Genomic DNA, 15,444 nt, shown 5'->3' on the forward strand with positions numbered 1-15,444 from the left:
TACCGGATGGCTCCGTGGCCGTGATGTACGGCCTCAATGCACCTGCCGCATGCTGGCGAGGCTGGCCAGTTCGGGTTCGAAGCCGATCCCTGGTGCGCTTCCAAGCGTGGCCTTGCCGTCGCTGATCTGTTCGAGAGGCCCCGCGAGCAGGCTTCTGAGTGGATTCGGGTTCGAGTCGATCTCCAGCATGCCCCTGCCGCCGGCTGCCGCGAGCAGGTGCGCGGAATGCAGCAGCCCGATGCCGCCGCCGAGGTAGTGGGGGCAATACAGAAGGTGCGCCGCGCGGGTCGCCTGGATGACCGGCCAGCAGCCCGATATGCCACCCCATTTGGCAGCGTCGGGCTGCAGCACCGAGAGTTGCCGGGTGGCGATGGCCTGCGTGAATTCCACCGGGCTCGCCAGGTTCTCGCCGGCTGCCAGCGGAATGCCCGAGCGCATACGGAGCTGCGCCCATTCATCCCAGGGCCTGTCGGCGCGCAGGGGCTCTTCCAGCCAGCACAGGTCGAAGGGTTCCAGATCGGGAAGCATGCGCAGCGCTTCCTCCAGCGACCAGCCCTGGTTGGCATCGGCCATCAGGGGAATGCCGGCGCCCAGACGGCTGCGCATGGCGGTCAGGTTGGCCAGGTCGCGGTCGCGCCCGAACCCGATCTTCAGCTTGAAGGCGCGGTAGCCCGCCTCCCACGCACGCTCGGCCGTCCTTTCGGGATGATCGGGGTTGATGCCGCTGGCATAGACGGAGATGCGCGCCGGCTGCGTGTCGGGTGCCTGTCCCCGGATGAACTGCCAGAGAGGCGTCTTCGCTCGCCGCGCGCACAGGTCCCACAAGGCCAGGTCCACGCCGGCGATGGCCTGTGCGATCGGCCCGGGTTCGGCGGACTGGATGGCAAGAACGGCGGTCTCCTCGCTCAGATGCCGGAAGGCGGCCTCGGGCGCCTCGAACCATTGCTGCACCAGCAGGGGTGCCAGCACCGTGTCGATCAGGCGCGCTCGGTGCTCCGCTCCGCACGAAGGGAAGTTGCACCAGACCTCTCCCCAGCCGAAGGCGCCATCGCTGTCCTCGGCCCGCACCAGTACCGCCGGCCGGTCGGTCATCACGCCGAACGAGGTGCGCACGGGATTGGCGATCGGCGCGCGAAACACGAATGCTTCGATCCGTGTGATGCGGATGGGGGAGGCGTGCGGGTGTGTCATGGCTGCAGATCCATTTCGACGCGGATGGCGTCGCCGCGATAGGTGATGTCGGCCAGGTAGATGACGGTGCCCTTGGCATCGAGGAAGACGCGGCGGACTTCCGCGACGGGCGCGTTCATCGGCAACTCCAGCAGGCGCGCGACCTCCACGTCCGCGGAGCCGATCGTCATCACCTGGCGGGCACTCGCGATCTTCACCTTGGGCATCGACTTGAGCAGCGGAATGACGGTCTTGTTGCGGAACTCCTCGGGCGCCAGCTTGAAGATGCGCTCGTCGAGATGGATGTTGATGACGCAATAAGGCTGGTCGTCATGGCTGTGCACGCGGCGCATGAAGGTGTAGCTAGGAGCCGCGTGGCCCTCGCGCTCGGTGAGCGGCGGGGCGGCGCTTGATTCCGCGATGTTGACGATGCGGGGCTGCGTGTCTGCATACACGCGCGCCAGTTCGTCGAGCCGGGTCACCACGCTGATGAAGCGCTCCTTCTTCGGCTGGCCCGTCACGAAGGTGCCGCGGCCCTGCTGGGGCGACACCAGCCCTTCGCGTGCGAGCAGGTCGATGGCCTGTCGCACGGTGACGCGCGCCACGCCGAACTCCTTGACCAGCTCCTCGAGCGACGGCAGCTTCTGCCCCTGCGCCCATTGCCCGCGCGCGATGCGCTGGCGCAGCAGGTCCGCCAGCTGAAGGTAACGGGGTACGGGGCTTTCAAGGAACAGGCTGGACATCGCTTTGGGTTATTTGTATATGGTTGTACAAACGTATGGTCTATAGTACGATTAGTTGACATCGGATGCAACCGAGGGGCTAGAACCATGGTTTCCAGAAGATTTCAAAGAGACAGGTCCGCATGAAAACTCCATCGTCCTGGTGGGGCCGCGCAGCGCTGGTGCTGGCGCCGTGGCTCGTCATCCTGCTGCTGTGGTATGCCATTCGCCTGAGCGGCCTGGTCAATCCCGCGCTCGTGCCGGCCCCCCACGCGGTGGCGGAAAAGTTCTGGGAGCTGGCCCGGACGCGGTTGCCGATGGATATCTGGATGTCCACCCAGCGCGTGCTGCTCGGGGTGACGCTGGGCGTGGCGCTGGCGGTTCCTGTGGGCTTCTGCCTGGGCTGGTACGAGGGCGTGCGCACCTTCATCGAGCCCGTCATCAATTTCTTCCGGGCCCTGCCGCCGATCGCACTGATTCCGCTCGTGATCGTCTACTTCGGCATCGGGGAGCTCGCCAAGACCATCATCCTTTTCTATGCCTCGTTCTTCGCGGGCGTGATCGTGATGTACGAGGGCATCGCGCAGATCAGTCCCATCTACATCAAGGTGGCGCGCACGCTCGGTGCGAAGGACATGGAGATCTTCCGCAAGGTGATCGTTCCACTCACCATCCCGCACATCCTCACCGCGATCCGCGTGGCCCTTGGCGTGGCATGGGCCACGCTGGTGGCATCCGAGCTCATCGCGGCGCAGCAGGGCCTTGGCGCGCTGATCCAGAATGCGTCCTCGTTCTTCCAGTTGGACGTGATCTACGTGGGCATCATCTGCATCGGCGCGATCGCGCTGGTGATGGATACGGTGCTGCGCATGGTTTCCAGGCGGCTGGTGGCCTGGCAGGACAGGATGGCATGAGCATGAACCACGCTGCAGACAGCGCGCCCGTGCGCATCGCCTTCGACAGGGTGTCGGTCCAGTTCGATACCGAGCGCGGCCCGATGAAGGTGCTCGACGATGTGAGCTTTGAGATCCGCCAGGGCGAATTCGTCTCGATCATCGGGCCATCGGGGTGCGGCAAGACCACGCTCATGAACCTGCTGGGTGGCTTTGTGCCGCCCACGTCCGGACAGGTGCTGCTCGACGGCAGGCCGGTGAATGGGCCCGGCCCTGATCGCGGCGTGATCTTCCAGGAATATGGCGTGTTCCCCTGGCTGACGGTGCGCCAGAACATCGAGTTCGGGCTCAAGCTCTCGGCCAGCAAGGTGCCCGTACGCGAGCGCGAGGCCATCGTGCAGCGCTACATGACGCTGATGGGGCTGGGCGACTTTGCCCATCACTTCCCGAAGCATCTTTCGGGGGGCATGCGCCAGCGCCTTGCCATTGCGCGCGCCTACGCGGTGAAGCCCGAGTTCCTGCTGATGGACGAGCCCTTCGGCGCGCTGGACGCGCAGACCCGCTCAGCCATGCAGGACCTGCTGCTGGAAGTGCTGCAGACCGAGGGCAAGACGGTCATGCTGATCACGCACTCGGTGGAGGAGGCCCTCTATCTTTCGTCGCGTATCGTCGTCGTGACGGCGCGTCCCGCGCGCATCCGCACGGTGATCGATGTACCGTTCGGCTATCCGCGCGCGGAGAATGTGCACGAGGATCCGCGCTTCGCCGAGATGCGCACCCACATCCGTGATCTCGTCATGCAGGAATATGCCGCCCAGGCACGGCAGGCAGTGCGGCTCTCTGAATAGATAGAGCCGGTTTGATCATCAACCAGAGGAGGATCGTCATGGCCATGCAACGCAGACAACTGATTCAGGCAACCGCAGCGGCGTACGCGGTGCAGATGGCTCCGGCCTTTGCCCAGGCGAAGACCAAGGTGAAGGTGGGATATCTCCATACGCCGGCGGTCGATGGGCATATCTGGCTGGGCCAGCAGATGGGCGCGTTCGCAAAGCAGGGCCTCGACCTGGAGCTGGTGCAGTTCGCCACGGGACTGGAGCTGTTCCAGGCCATGATCGGCGGCAGTCTTGACGTGTTGGCAACGGGCGCGGTGATCAGCAATTTTCCCGCGCGCGGGCAGGGCAGGGTGTTCCTGATGAACAACATCGAGTACGCCACGGCCCAGTTGTGGGTGCGCGATGACATCAAGACGCTGGCTGACCTCAAGGGCAAGCAGATCTCCACGACGACCGGCACCACCGCGCATGTGTTCCTCGACCGGGCGCTGCGCTCCGCACAGCTCGACCCGGCCAAGGATGTGCAGATCGTGAACCAGCGCATGACCGAGGCCGTGACGTCCTTCGTGTCGGGGGCCGTGCCAGCGGTGGCCCTGTGGGTGCCGTTCGATGCCGTGATCCGCCAGCGCATGCCCAATGCCCGCAGGCTGGTCGATGCGTCCGCCTTCTTTCCTCAGGCCGCGATCATGGGCGGCTGGGCCGCGAGAAACGATTACTACGACAAGAATCGTGCGGTGCTCTCCAGTCTGGCAACCGCCTGGGGCGAGGTGAACGCGTTCATCTCCGGCAAGCCCGACGAGGCCGCCGAGGCGCTGCAGAAGGCGCAGTACAAGGACATTCCGCTCGCCGACTTCAAGGAACAGTTCAAGGCATCGAAGTACTTCACCAATGCGGAATGGCGCACACGCTACCAGGACGGCACCGCCACGCGGTGGCTTCAGCAGGTGACCGACTTCTTCGTGGCGAGCGCCAACATCCAGGGAGCCCAGAAGGCCGAGCAGTACTTCGACCCCAGGATCTTCCTCGAGGCCGTGAAGTCATGAGGGATGCCGGCGGCTGGGACTACGTGATCGTGGGCGCAGGCTCGGCAGGTTGCCTGCTGGCCAACCGCCTGAGCGCCGACCCCGCCTGCCGCGTGCTGCTGATGGAGGCGGGAGGCGAGGGCGGGGCGTTCTGGCTGCGCATGCCGATCGGCTACTTTCGCACCATCTACGACCCGCGCTTCTCGTGGCAGTTCAGGCTCAAGCCCCAGGAGAGCACCGCGGGGCGCAGCATCGTGTGGCCGCGCGGAAGGGTGCTGGGCGGATCGAGCGCGATCAACGGCCTGCTCTACATTCGCGGGCAGCATGCGGATTTCAATGACTGGGCAGCGCAGGGTGCACAGGGCTGGAGCTATTCCGAAGTGCTTCCCTGGTTCCGCAAGTCCGAGCGCTATGCCGGAGGCACAAGCGAATACCATGGGGCGGATGGCGAGCTGTGCGTCTCGGACCTGCGCAACGACCATCCCTACTGCGCGGCGTGGATCGAGGCCGGGCTTCAGGCAGGGCATGGGCACAACCCCGATTTCAATGGTGCGCGCACGGAGGGCCTCGGGGCCTACCAGCTCACCCTCCGAGGGCATTGGCGTTGCGATGCCAACAATGCGTTCCTGGCGCCGGTGCGCAAACGGGCGAACCTGACCGTGATGACGGGTGTGCAGGTCACCCGCGTGATGATGGAGAACCGTCGCGCCGTCGGTGTGCAGTTCGTCGATGCGAACGGACAGGCGCAGTCAGCGCGTGCCGAAGCCGAGGTGATCCTGTCCGCCGGGGCGCTGCAATCGCCACAGCTGCTGCAGCTGTCGGGCATCGGCCCCGCGGACCTGCTGCGCACCCACGGCATCGAGACCGTGGTCGATGCTCCGGAGGTGGGGGCGAACCTGCAGGACCACTACCAGGCGCGTGTCATCGTGCGGCTCAGGCACCGCATGTCGCTCAACGACCAGGTGCGCAGTCCGCTGGGACTGGCGAAGATGGGGGCGCAGTGGCTGTTCTCGCAGCGCGGGCCCTTGACGGTGGGCGCGGGCCAGGTGGGCGGCATGGTCTGCAGCGAACATGCGCGGGATGGACGGCCGGACGTGCTCTTCAATGTCATGCCCCTGTCGGTGGACAAGCCCGGCGATGCATTGCACTCGTTCTCGGGATTCTCCGCTTCTGCAACGCAGTGCAGGCCCATGTCGCGGGGCATCGTGCAGATCGCGTCGGGAGATCCGCTGCGGCCGCCGGAGATCCTTGCCAACTATCTCACGCATCCCTATGACGCCAAGGTGCTGGTGGCCGGTCTCAAGATGCTGCGCGAGATCTACCGGCAGCCCGCGTTCCGCGATCTGGTCACGGACCAGGAGTACATGCCCGGCAACACGGTACAGAGCGACCGCGATCTGGAGGAGTTCGCCCGGCGCAAGGGCGGCACCGTGTTCCACCCGGTGGGCACCTGCCGCATGGGGGAGGATGACTGCGCGGTGGTCGATTCACGGCTGCGCGTGCGCGGCGTGGAGGCGCTGCGCGTGATCGATGCGTCCGTCATGCCGAGCATGGTGTCGACCAATACCAATGCGGCCACCATCATGATCGCGGAGAAGGGCGCCGCCCTAGTGATGGGGGCGTGACAGGCGTGCAATGGAGTCCGGCCGCTGACCTGGCCGGACCCTCATGGCATCACGGCGTGGCCGCCTCTTCCGACGGATCGTTCCGATGCACCATGCGGTAGAGCAGCGGCAGCACCAGCAGGGTCAGGATGGTCGATGACAGGATGCCGCCGATGACCACGGTAGCGAGCGGGCGCTGGACTTCGGCTCCCGTGCCCGTGGCGATGGCCATCGGCACGAATCCCAGCGACGCGACGAGCGCGGTCATCAGCACCGGGCGCAGGCGCGAAACCGCACCGGTCATCACCGCGTCCGGCACGGTCATGCCGTCCTCGCGCAACTGGCGGATCGACGAGATCATGACCAGTCCGTTGAGCACCGCCACGCCCGAAAGCGCGATGAATCCGATGGCCGCCGAGATCGACAGCGGAATGTCGCGCAGCCACAGGGCCATGATGCCGCCGGTCAGTGCGAACGGAATTCCGGTGAACACGACGAGGCCGTCGCGCACATTGCCGAACATGGCGAACAGCAGCGTGAACACCAGCAGCAGCGCAACGGGCACCACGATCTGCAGGCGCTGGCGTGCGGACTCCATGTTCTCGAACGTGCCGCCCCAGCGAGTCCAGTAGCCCGCAGGCAACTGCACGCCATCCAGCGAGCGCTGCGCCTCCTCCACGAACGACCCGATGTCGCGGCCCCGGACGTTCGCACTGACCACAATGCGGCGCTTGCCGTCCTCGCGGCTCACCTGGTTGGGGCCGGGGGAGAGGTCGAAACTGGCGACGGATGACAGGGAGATGAATCCCTGGCGCGAGCCGTTCTCGCCGGATGCGGGCAAGGCGATCGGCAGACGCTTCAGGGCCTCGAGGTCGTTGCGCACCGACTCCGGCAGCCGCACCTGGATATCGAAGCGCCGGTCACCCTCGAACACCGTACCGGCCTCGCGGCCGCCGAGTGCCGTTGCAATCGTCTGTTGCACGTCGCCCAGGTTCAGGCCCAGGCGCGCGGCCTTGTCGCGATCGACCTCTACCGTCAACATCGGCAGGCCCGTGGTCTGCTCCACTTTCACCTCGGATGCGCCGGCAACCTTCTGGAGCGCTGCCGCGATGGCCTGTGCCGTGCGTTCGAGCACCTGCATGTCGTCGCCGAACACCTTGACCGCCACATCGCTGCGCACACCCGAGATCAGTTCGTTGAAGCGAAGCTGGATGGGCTGCGAAAACTCGTAGTTGCTGCCGGGAATGTCGTTCACGGTCTGTTGCACGGCGGCCAGCAGGTCGTCGCGCGAACGTCCGGGATCGGGCCATTGCCCGCGCGGCTTGAGCATGATGTAGCCGTCGGAGATGTTGGGCGGCATGGGATCCGCTGCAATCTCGGCCGTTCCGGTGCGCGCGAAGACACGTTCGATCTCGGGGTGCTTTTCCTTCAGCGCGCGTTCCAGCTGCATCTGCATCTCCACCGACTGCGTGAGGCTGGTGCCGGGCACGCGCAGCGCCTGGATCGCGAAGTCGCCTTCGTTGAGGTTGGGCGCGAACTCGCTGCCCATGCGCGATGCGAGCAGCAGGCTCAGCACCACGGTCACCACGGCTCCGGCCACCACCACCTGCGGTGCACGCATCACTGCGTGCAGCAGCGGCTCGTAGGCCCTGCGTGCCCAGCCCATCAGGCGGTTTTCCTTCTCGGCCACACGCTTGCCGATGAACAGCGCGATGGCGGCGGGAATGAAGGTGATCGAGAGGATCATCGCGCCCACCAGCGCCAGCACCACGGTGAAGGCCATCGGGTGGAACATCTTGCCCTCGACGCCGGTGAGCGCGAAGATCGGCAGGTACACCACCATGATGATGAGCTGGCCGAACAGCAACGGCCTGCGCGCCTCGCGGGCGGCAGCGAACACTTCGTGAAAGCGCTCGCTGCGCGTGAGCAGCCGGCCCTTGTGCTCCTGCGCGTGTGCGAGCCGCCGCACGCAGTTCTCCACGATCACCACCGCGCCGTCGATGATGATGCCGAAGTCGAGCGCCCCCAGGCTCATCAGGTTGGCGCTGATGCGGTAGTGCACCATGCCGGTGAACGTGAACAGCATCGACAGCGGGATGATGAGCGCGGTGATCAGCGCGGCGCGGATGTTGCCGAGGAACAGGAACAGGATCACCACCACCAGCGCCGCACCTTCCAGCAGGTTCTTGCGCACGGTCGCGATGGCCTTCTCCACCAGGTTGGTTCTGTCATATACGGTCACCACCTTCACGCCGGCCGGGAGGCTTTTCTGGATGGACTGCATGCGCGCATCCACCGCGCGCGAGACCACGCGGCTGTTCTCACCGATCAGCATGAAGACGGTGCCGAGCACCACTTCCGTTCCATTGTCCGTGGCCGCGCCGGTGCGCAGTTCGCGGCCCAGCTCGACGTCGGCCAGGTCGCGGATGCGGATGGGCTGGCCCTGAGCGGAGCCGACGATCACGTTCTTCAGGTCCTCGATGCCGCGCACCTGCCCGGGCGCGCGGATCAGATACTGCTCTCCCTGGCGTTCGATGTAGCCGGCGCCGACGTTGGTGTTGTTGTTCTCGAGCGCGGTGACGATGCGGTCCATCGAAATGCCGTGCGCGGCCAGCCGCTCGGGCCGCGGCGCAATCAGGAACTCCTTGGCGAAGCCGCCGATCGAGTTGATCTCGGTGACGCCGGGCACATTGCGCAACTGCGGCTTGATGACCCAGTCCTGGATCTCGCGCAGGTCCATGGGGGTGTAGGGCATGCCGTCCTCCTTGCGCGCGCCTTCCTCGGCCTCCACCGTCCACAGATAGATCTCGCCCAGGCCGGTCGAGATGGGCCCCATGCCGGGCGAGATGCCCGTGGGCAGCTTTTCCTTCGCTTCCTGGATGCGCTCGTTGACGAGCTGGCGCGCGAAGTAGATGTCGGTGCCGTCCTTGAAGATGACCGTGACCTGCGAGAGACCATAGCGCGACAGCGAGCGCGTCTGCTCCAGGTTCGGCAGGCCGGCCATCACCGTCTCGATCGGATAGGTGATGCGCTGCTCGGTCTCCAGTGGCGAATAGCCAGGGGCCTGGGTGTTGATCTGCACCTGCACGTTGGTGATGTCGGGGACGGCGTCGATGGCCAGCTTCTGGTAGCTGAAGACGCCGAGGGCCGCCATGGCGAACACGGCGAGCAGCACCAGCCAGCGCTGCTCGATGGCGAATCGTATGATGCGTTCGAACATGTAGGCTCCCGCTCAGTGCGTGTGTTCCGCGGACGCCTTGCCCAGCTCGGCCTTGAGCATGAACGCGCCGTCCTTGACGTATTCGCTGCCCGCTTCCAGGCCGGATGTGATCTCCACCTGCTTGCCGTCCGAGAGCCCGGTCTTCACTGGCACCGCACGGAACCCGTCGTGGTCGGGGACGAAGACCACGCTGCCCTTGTCATCAAGCCGCTGCACCGCGGAGACCTCCACGGCCACGGGTACGTCGCGCTGGCGCGCCTGCACGCCTACGTTCACGAACAGCCCCGGCCGCCAGACATTCTGCGGATTGGCCACGGCGACCCGCGCCGTGGCCGTGCGCGTCTGCTCGCCGATCAGCGCGCTGACATAGGCCACCTTGCCGTCGGCAGTGGAGTCAAAGGCCGTCGAGCGCACGACGGCCTTCACGCCCTCGCGCACCAGGGGCAGTTGGGCTGCCGATACGCTCATTTCGGCCCAGACGAAGCTGGTGTCGGAGATGGTGAAGGAGGCGGTGCTTTCGGTGACGGCCTCGCCCGTGGTCAGGTGCTTCTCCACCACCACGCCGGCCAGCGGCGCGCGCAGCTCGTAGCGGTTGGAGCTGCCGGAGGCGGCACCGATCGCCGAGAGCTTCTGCGCCGCATTCGCCGCGGCGATCTCGGCCTCCTGCAACGCCTGCCGCGCCTGCAGGTAGTCCTGCTCGGCGGAGATGCGCTCTTCCCAGAGCTGCTTTTCGCGCGCATAGGTGGTTCGTGCAAGGGCAAGGCGGCGCTGGGCCGCCTGGTGCTCGCTGCGCAGGTCGGAAATGCCGGCGCTCGATATGACGGCAAGCAGCTGGTCCTTCTGCACACGCTGGCCGAGCTGGGCATGGACGCTCTGCACGACGCCGCTCACGCGCGGCACGACGTGGGCGGTGCGGTCTTCGTCAAAGCGGATCTCGCCGGGCAGCAGCAGTTCCTCGCGGATGGAGGTGGCCTCGGCCTTGGCGAGGGACAGCCCGGCAGCCTTGCGCTGTGATTCGCTCAGCTTGACCACGCCTTCCTCGTCGCCGTGGTTGTCGCCATGCTCGTCTGGTGTGCCGGCGGTGGCTTTCCCGTGGTCCTCGTCCTCGCCATGGGCATGTCCGTCGCCGTCCTTCCCCTGTTCTTCCTTGCCCTTGGCTGGCTGCCCGCTCGGGTTTTTCTTCTCGCCCTCATGGTCATGGTCGCGCTCATCAGGGGCTGAAGCAGGGGCGGCTGCGGGCGCGCCACCTGGGGGGCGCAGGATCAACGCACCGCCGACCATGCCGCAGGCGATGATGACGGCCACTGCAATCCAGTGCCTCGGCGTCGTGAGCGAGGCGTCAAATTTTTCTTTGTCCGACATGTTCTAGAGTCCGATCAATGCGATTTCATGGAAGGGCGGAGGTGCCCAGAAGCTGTTCGATCTCGGCCTGCGCCCGGCGCGCGGCCATGCGCTGTTCGATCCATTGGCGCCGCGCATCGAACAGCGAACGCTGTGCATCGAGCACGTCGAGAAAATTGAACTTGCCCAGTGAAAAGCCGCGCAGGGCAATGTCATAGGCCGACTGGGCGAGGGGCAGCACATCGCTGCCGAGCAACGTGGCCTGCTGGCGGCTGTTCACCAGGGTCTGGCGAGCGGTGAAGAGCTGGGCGCGCAGTTGCAGGCGACGCTCCTGCAGCAACTGCTCGGCCTGGTCGGCCCTGCGCAGCGCCTGCAGCTGGTTGCCGGCGTTGGAGTCGAACAGCGGCAGGGGAATGCTCACGCCGAGCACCACCTGGTTGCGCCCCACTTCTTCAGCGCGCTTCACGCCCAGGCTGACGGTGGGGTCCTGGATGCGCTTGGCGCGTTCGAGCTCGGAACTGGCGCGCGCCTGGTCCAGGGCGTTGCCCGCCTGCAGCAAGGCAGGCGATTGTTCGAGCTGCCGCTCCATGGTTTCCATGTCGGGCGGGGCGGCCGCCTCGTCCTCGTCGCTCACGGTCGCTCCGACCTCCGCTGCGCTGCCATTCCACAGGCTGGCCAGTTGCTGGCGCGCCGTGACCACTGCCGAGAGTGCCTGGGACTGCTCCAGTGCCGCATTCGCCCTGGCCACGCTGGCGCGGCTGGCTTCGAGCGGGGGCACCTTGCCAGCGGCGACGCGCTTTTCGGCGCTGTCGAGCGTGCGGGTGGCCAGCTCATGAATCTGCTCCGCATAGCGCAGCCGCTCCTCGGCCATCTGCAGTTCGGAGAAGCGGTTGTGTACCTCGAATCGCAAGGTGACCAGTGCATGCGAGGCTTCCAGCCGGGCCCCGGACGCTTCGCTCTGCGCCAGACGCATCCGTGCCTCGCGTTTGCCACCGAGCTCGATGAGCTGGTTGACCTGCAAAGTCGAGGAGCGTGTTGAGCGGCGCGTGTCCTCCTGGCTGTAGGCCAGCTCCGGGTTGGGCCGCGCCTTGGCCTGCATGACCGCGCCTTCCGCCGCGGCGGCCCCGAAGCGGGCGGCCTGCAGGCCTGGATTGGCGGCAACCGCTTTCTGCCAGGCAACAGGGAGGCTGATTGGAAGGCTCATCGGCAGACTTGCTGGCGTGGCGACGGTGGCCAAGATGCCGCTCTGGGCGTTGCCGGGGTTGCCGCTGTCCGGGGATGGCGGATGGGCAGGCTGCGCACTTGCCACTGCGCACGCAGCAGCGAACAAGGCAGCGGCCAGCAGGGAAGGTCGATGGGTTCGACTGAAAGCCATGTGTTCGTCTTTTTCAGATAATCGGATGGGATGTCGCGGCGCGTCGCCCGAAAGGCGGGTGGCCGACTGGAGGTGAGCGATGTTCGAATGGGTGGATGGATGGGCGTGCCGGAGGGCCGATCAGCGCTCGACTCTATGAAGGGGCGCCAGTCACTTTCCGGTCTGCCGGATTACAAATTTGTAATCTGGCGAAAGCCGCTCAATCACGCAGAATCGGAGCCATGAGACTGCTGCTTATCGAGGACGAAATCCGGCTGGCGGAGTACCTGCGCAAGGGGCTTGCGGAGGAGGGCTATACCGTGGATGTCGCGCACGACGGCATTGACGGCCTGCACCTGGCCACCCAGCTGGACTACGACCTGCTGATCCTGGATGGCATGCTTCCGGGCATCGACGGCTTTGCCGTGCTCGCCGCATTGCGGCAGTCCCGAAGCACCCCTGTGCTGATGCTGACCGCCCGCACGGCGGTGGAGGACCGCGTGCGCGGCCTCCAGGGCGGGGCGGACGACTATCTCCTCAAGCCCTTCGCCTTCTCCGAGCTGGTGGCGCGCATCCAGGTGCTGATGCGCCGCCGGGGCACCGCGCAGTCGTCACCCGAGCCCACGGTGCTGAAGATCGCCGACCTCGAGGTCGACCTGATTCGGCGCAAGGCGATCCGTGCTGGAACCCGGCTTGAACTGACGGCCAAGGAGTTCAACCTGCTTGCGCTGCTGCTGCGCCGGCACGGCGAGGTGCTCTCGCGCACCGAACTGGCCTCCCAGGTGTGGGACATGAATTTCGACAGCGAGACCAACGTCGTCGAGGTGGCCGTGCGTCGCCTGCGCATGAAGGTCGACCAGCCCTTCGAGAGCCCGCTCATCCATACCATCCGGGGCATGGGCTACGTGCTGGAGGATCGAAGCACTTCATGACCGCACCGCAGGTCCCCCATCTCGCAAGGCGCCTGTCGAGCTGGCTGGCGCTGCTGTCCATGCTGGGCTTGGGGAGCGTCAGCGTGGTGGTGTTTGCGGTGTTCTCCTCGACGCTGGCGGCGCGCCAGCAGGAAACGATGAACCAGAAGCGCGATGCCCTGGTGCATGTGCTCTCGGACGCCAGTGTCGAGCACCGCAACAAGTCCATCGGGCACACCATGGACGACTTTCTCGCCGGCCACAACGATTTCTTCATCCGCATCACGGACACCGAAGGGCATGTGCTGTTCGATCGCAGGCCGCCCGACATCGACCCGCGCCAGACCCTCACCAGGACATTCGAGGTGCAGGTCATGGCCGACACCGGCGCCCTGCAGCCGGCCATGGCGACCCTGACCATGGACAGGCGCGCGGACGACGCGTTGCTGCGTGTCCTGGCGCTGACGCTCATGTTCTCGATGGTGGCCGGGTCGGTCATCCTGTCACTGGTGGGGCGCTGGCTCGTGCGCCGGGGCCTGTCGCCGATCCAGTCGCTTGTCACGCAGACGGCCGGCCTGTCGGCGCGCGACCTGCACGAGCGGCTCGATGAGCGCGGCCTGCCGCAGGAACTGCTGCCCCTGGTGCGGCAGTTCAATGCGCTGCTCGACCGGCTGGCCGGGGCCTACCGGCAGATGGAATCGTTCAACGCCGATGTGGCGCACGAGCTCAACACGCCGCTGGCCACGCTCATCAGCAGTTCGGAGGTGGCGCTGCGCAAGCCGCGTCCGGTGGCAGAGATGCAGGAGGTCCTGGAGTCCAATCTCGAAGACCTGCGGCGCATGGCGGGGATCGTGAACGACATGCTCTTTCTCTCGCGTGCCGACAAGGGGCAGATTGCCGAGCGTGCCGAGGTGACCAGCCTGCGCGAGATCGCGCACGATGTGGCGGAGTTCTACGAGGCGGTGATACTCGATGCCGACCTGCACCTGGACATCGTGGGTGATGTCCGCGCCGCCGTCGACGTGTCGCTGATCCGCCGCGCGCTGTCCAACCTGCTGAGCAACGCCACGCGCTATGCGGAGCGCGGATCCACGATCATCATTGCCATCGAGCCGTCATGGGACGGCTCCTCAAGGGAGGCGGGAGCGGTGATCTCGGTGACCAACACCGGCGAGGAGATCGAGCAAAGGCATCTCAAGAAGCTGTTCGACCGCTTCTACCGCGCGGACGAGTCGAGGCAGCAGGCCCATCAGAACCATGGGCTGGGGCTGGCGATCGTCCAGGCCATCGCGCGCATGCACGGCGGCTCGGTGCACGCGGAGTCGCGCCAGGGCCGGACCACGATCGGCATGGAGTTTCCGTCGGCGTTGCACTGATCCGTGAAGGCCGCTGCCGCTGTGGCGTGCCTTCGTCAGTGTCCTTACCGCGTGGCCACGATGAAGAGGCGTGGAAACGGCAGGAGCACCGTGCCGTCATCCATGACCGGGTAGGCTTTGCCGATCTCCTGCAGATAGCGCTGCAGATACTCCTCCTTGCCGGCATCATCAAGCTGCGACAGGTAGGGGCGCAGCGCCGATCCCTTGAACCATTCCACCACGGCCTGGTGTCCGGCAAGCGGATGCATGTAGGTGGTGCGCCAGGTGTCGACGTGGCCAGACAGCGGCTTGAGCAGGGCGTAGTACCACTGGATGTCGTGACGCGGGGGGTGGCGGATGGTGCCGATGCGGCTGCTGAACTGGGCGCTTGCGGCCACTTCACGCGCCAGGACGTGGGCGGGCTCCTGCAGATTGTCGGGTGTCTGGATGGCGAGGCTGCCGCCCGGCGCAAGCTGGGCCAGCAGCCGGGGGTAGAGCGTGGCGTGATCGGGAAGCCACTGCAGGCTGGCATTGGCCAGGATCACGTCGACGGGCGAGGGTGCGCTCCAGGTGCCGATGTCGGCCCATTGGAACGTGGTGCCGGGCGAGCGCTTGCGTGCCGCGGCGAGCATGTCCTCGTCATTGTCCAGGCCCGTGACCTGTGCGTCCGGGTAACGCTGTTGCAGCACTTCGGTGGAGTTTCCGGGCCCGCAGCCCAGGTCGATGCCGGTCTGGATCCCGGCATTCGGAATGGCGGCCACCAGGTCGCGCACGGGGCGGGTGCGCTCGGCTTCGAAGCGGGAATACTGGGATGCGGACCAGGTCATGGGATCTCCGGGGAGTAGATGGGATGCGACTCGTTCGCAGACTTTAGGGGCATGCGTGCGGGCCTGCAATCGCGCAGGAAAATTGCCTGTTTGGCGGTCAGGGTCGTTCGGGACGGCTCCAAGAATGAAGGGGTGCGTCAGGGTTAATCCTCACGCGTTATAATTAGCGGCTTTCCAGAAATCAGTCGC

The 15,444-nt window shown here is 66.0% G+C and carries 12 protein-coding genes; 6 read left to right on the forward strand and 6 right to left on the reverse strand.

Features of this window, described 5'->3' with window-relative positions; all coding sequences use genetic code 11:
* Nucleotides 1–33: 33 nt before the first annotated feature.
* Both H9K76_RS08570 and H9K76_RS08575 read right to left on the reverse strand, forming a co-directional pair.
* A complete protein-coding gene (locus H9K76_RS08570; protein WP_187599556.1) occupies nt 34–1,191 on the reverse strand; it encodes a mandelate racemase/muconate lactonizing enzyme family protein in 1,158 nt (385 codons plus the stop codon).
* Nucleotides 1,188–1,913 carry a GntR family transcriptional regulator gene (locus H9K76_RS08575; RefSeq protein ID WP_187599558.1) on the reverse strand — a complete coding sequence of 242 codons (726 nt, stop codon included), beginning with the start codon at nt 1,911–1,913 and terminating at the stop codon, nt 1,188–1,190. Before H9K76_RS08575 ends, H9K76_RS08570 begins: the two co-directional genes overlap by 4 nt.
* Nucleotides 1,914–2,035: 122 nt before the next feature.
* Here H9K76_RS08575 and H9K76_RS08580 point away from each other — a divergent pair, with 122 nt between their 5' ends.
* The 4 genes from H9K76_RS08580 to H9K76_RS08595 are packed head-to-tail and all read left to right on the forward strand — an operon-like array spanning nt 2,036 to nt 6,268.
* On the forward strand, nt 2,036–2,806 hold the full coding sequence (locus H9K76_RS08580; RefSeq protein WP_187599559.1) for an ABC transporter permease: 771 nt from the start codon (nt 2,036–2,038) through the stop codon (nt 2,804–2,806).
* On the forward strand, nt 2,803–3,633 hold the full coding sequence (locus H9K76_RS08585) for an ABC transporter ATP-binding protein (RefSeq protein WP_187599561.1): 831 nt from the start codon (nt 2,803–2,805) through the stop codon (nt 3,631–3,633). The genes H9K76_RS08580 and H9K76_RS08585 overlap by 4 nt, the downstream gene beginning before the upstream one ends.
* A 44-nt stretch (nt 3,634–3,677) precedes the next feature.
* Nucleotides 3,678–4,664, forward strand: coding sequence for an ABC transporter substrate-binding protein (locus tag H9K76_RS08590; protein ID WP_246475404.1), 987 nt, complete (start codon nt 3,678–3,680; stop codon nt 4,662–4,664).
* Nucleotides 4,661–6,268 (forward strand): GMC family oxidoreductase, encoded by a 1,608-nt coding sequence (locus H9K76_RS08595; RefSeq protein ID WP_187599565.1) that lies wholly within the window; start codon nt 4,661–4,663, stop codon nt 6,266–6,268. The genes H9K76_RS08590 and H9K76_RS08595 overlap by 4 nt, the downstream gene beginning before the upstream one ends.
* 49 nt (nt 6,269–6,317) lie before the next feature.
* On the opposite strand, the gene H9K76_RS08600 is transcribed toward H9K76_RS08595, so the two are convergent.
* Genes H9K76_RS08600 through H9K76_RS08610 form a run of 3 tightly spaced genes read right to left on the reverse strand, consistent with a single transcriptional unit; the run spans nt 6,318 to nt 12,183 of the window.
* A complete protein-coding gene (locus H9K76_RS08600; RefSeq protein ID WP_187599567.1) occupies nt 6,318–9,467 on the reverse strand; it encodes an efflux RND transporter permease subunit in 3,150 nt (1,049 codons plus the stop codon).
* A 12-nt stretch (nt 9,468–9,479) separates the two neighbouring features.
* Nucleotides 9,480–10,829: an efflux RND transporter periplasmic adaptor subunit gene (locus tag H9K76_RS08605; protein ID WP_187599568.1), complete on the reverse strand. Its 1,350-nt coding sequence runs from the start codon at nt 10,827–10,829 to the stop codon at nt 9,480–9,482.
* Nucleotides 10,830–10,854: 25 nt separating this feature from the next.
* Nucleotides 10,855–12,183, reverse strand: coding sequence for a TolC family protein (locus H9K76_RS08610; RefSeq protein ID WP_187599570.1), 1,329 nt, complete (start codon nt 12,181–12,183; stop codon nt 10,855–10,857).
* 221 nt (nt 12,184–12,404) lie between these two features.
* Here H9K76_RS08610 and H9K76_RS08615 point away from each other — a divergent pair, with 221 nt between their 5' ends.
* Nucleotides 12,405–13,094, forward strand: coding sequence for a heavy metal response regulator transcription factor (locus tag H9K76_RS08615; protein WP_187599572.1), 690 nt, complete (start codon nt 12,405–12,407; stop codon nt 13,092–13,094).
* Nucleotides 13,091–14,449 (forward strand): heavy metal sensor histidine kinase, encoded by a 1,359-nt coding sequence (locus H9K76_RS08620; RefSeq protein ID WP_187599574.1) that lies wholly within the window; start codon nt 13,091–13,093, stop codon nt 14,447–14,449. The genes H9K76_RS08615 and H9K76_RS08620 overlap by 4 nt, the downstream gene beginning before the upstream one ends.
* Nucleotides 14,450–14,493: 44 nt before the next feature.
* On the opposite strand, the gene tam is transcribed toward H9K76_RS08620, so the two are convergent.
* Nucleotides 14,494–15,255, reverse strand: coding sequence for a trans-aconitate 2-methyltransferase (gene tam, locus H9K76_RS08625; protein ID WP_187599576.1), 762 nt, complete (start codon nt 15,253–15,255; stop codon nt 14,494–14,496).
* Nucleotides 15,256–15,444: the final 189 nt, after the last annotated feature.

Origin of the sequence: Diaphorobacter ruginosibacter (genome assembly GCF_014395975.1) — a bacterium.
In the GTDB taxonomy this organism is placed as follows: Bacteria; Pseudomonadota; Gammaproteobacteria; order Burkholderiales; family Burkholderiaceae_C; genus Diaphorobacter_A; species Diaphorobacter_A ruginosibacter.

Bases quoted from the DNA above. Each gene is read 5' to 3' on its own strand.
- H9K76_RS08595 (WP_187599565.1), top strand. From the start codon at position 4,661: ATGAGGGATGCCGGCGGCTGGGACTACGTGATCGTGGGCGCAGGCTCG.
- H9K76_RS08590 (WP_246475404.1), top strand. From the start codon at position 3,678: ATGCAACGCAGACAACTGATTCAGGCAACCGCAGCGGCGTACGCGGTG.
- H9K76_RS08570 (WP_187599556.1), bottom strand. From the start codon at position 1,191: ATGACACACCCGCACGCCTCCCCCATCCGCATCACACGGATCGAAGCA.
- H9K76_RS08575 (WP_187599558.1), bottom strand. From the start codon at position 1,913: ATGTCCAGCCTGTTCCTTGAAAGCCCCGTACCCCGTTACCTTCAGCTG.
- H9K76_RS08620 (WP_187599574.1), top strand. From the start codon at position 13,091: ATGACCGCACCGCAGGTCCCCCATCTCGCAAGGCGCCTGTCGAGCTGG.
- H9K76_RS08605 (WP_187599568.1), bottom strand. From the start codon at position 10,829: ATGTCGGACAAAGAAAAATTTGACGCCTCGCTCACGACGCCGAGGCAC.
- H9K76_RS08580 (WP_187599559.1), top strand. From the start codon at position 2,036: ATGAAAACTCCATCGTCCTGGTGGGGCCGCGCAGCGCTGGTGCTGGCG.
- H9K76_RS08600 (WP_187599567.1), bottom strand. From the start codon at position 9,467: ATGTTCGAACGCATCATACGATTCGCCATCGAGCAGCGCTGGCTGGTG.
- H9K76_RS08585 (WP_187599561.1), top strand. From the start codon at position 2,803: ATGAGCATGAACCACGCTGCAGACAGCGCGCCCGTGCGCATCGCCTTC.
- H9K76_RS08615 (WP_187599572.1), top strand. From the start codon at position 12,405: ATGAGACTGCTGCTTATCGAGGACGAAATCCGGCTGGCGGAGTACCTG.
- H9K76_RS08610 (WP_187599570.1), bottom strand. From the start codon at position 12,183: ATGGCTTTCAGTCGAACCCATCGACCTTCCCTGCTGGCCGCTGCCTTG.
- tam (WP_187599576.1), bottom strand. From the start codon at position 15,255: ATGACCTGGTCCGCATCCCAGTATTCCCGCTTCGAAGCCGAGCGCACC.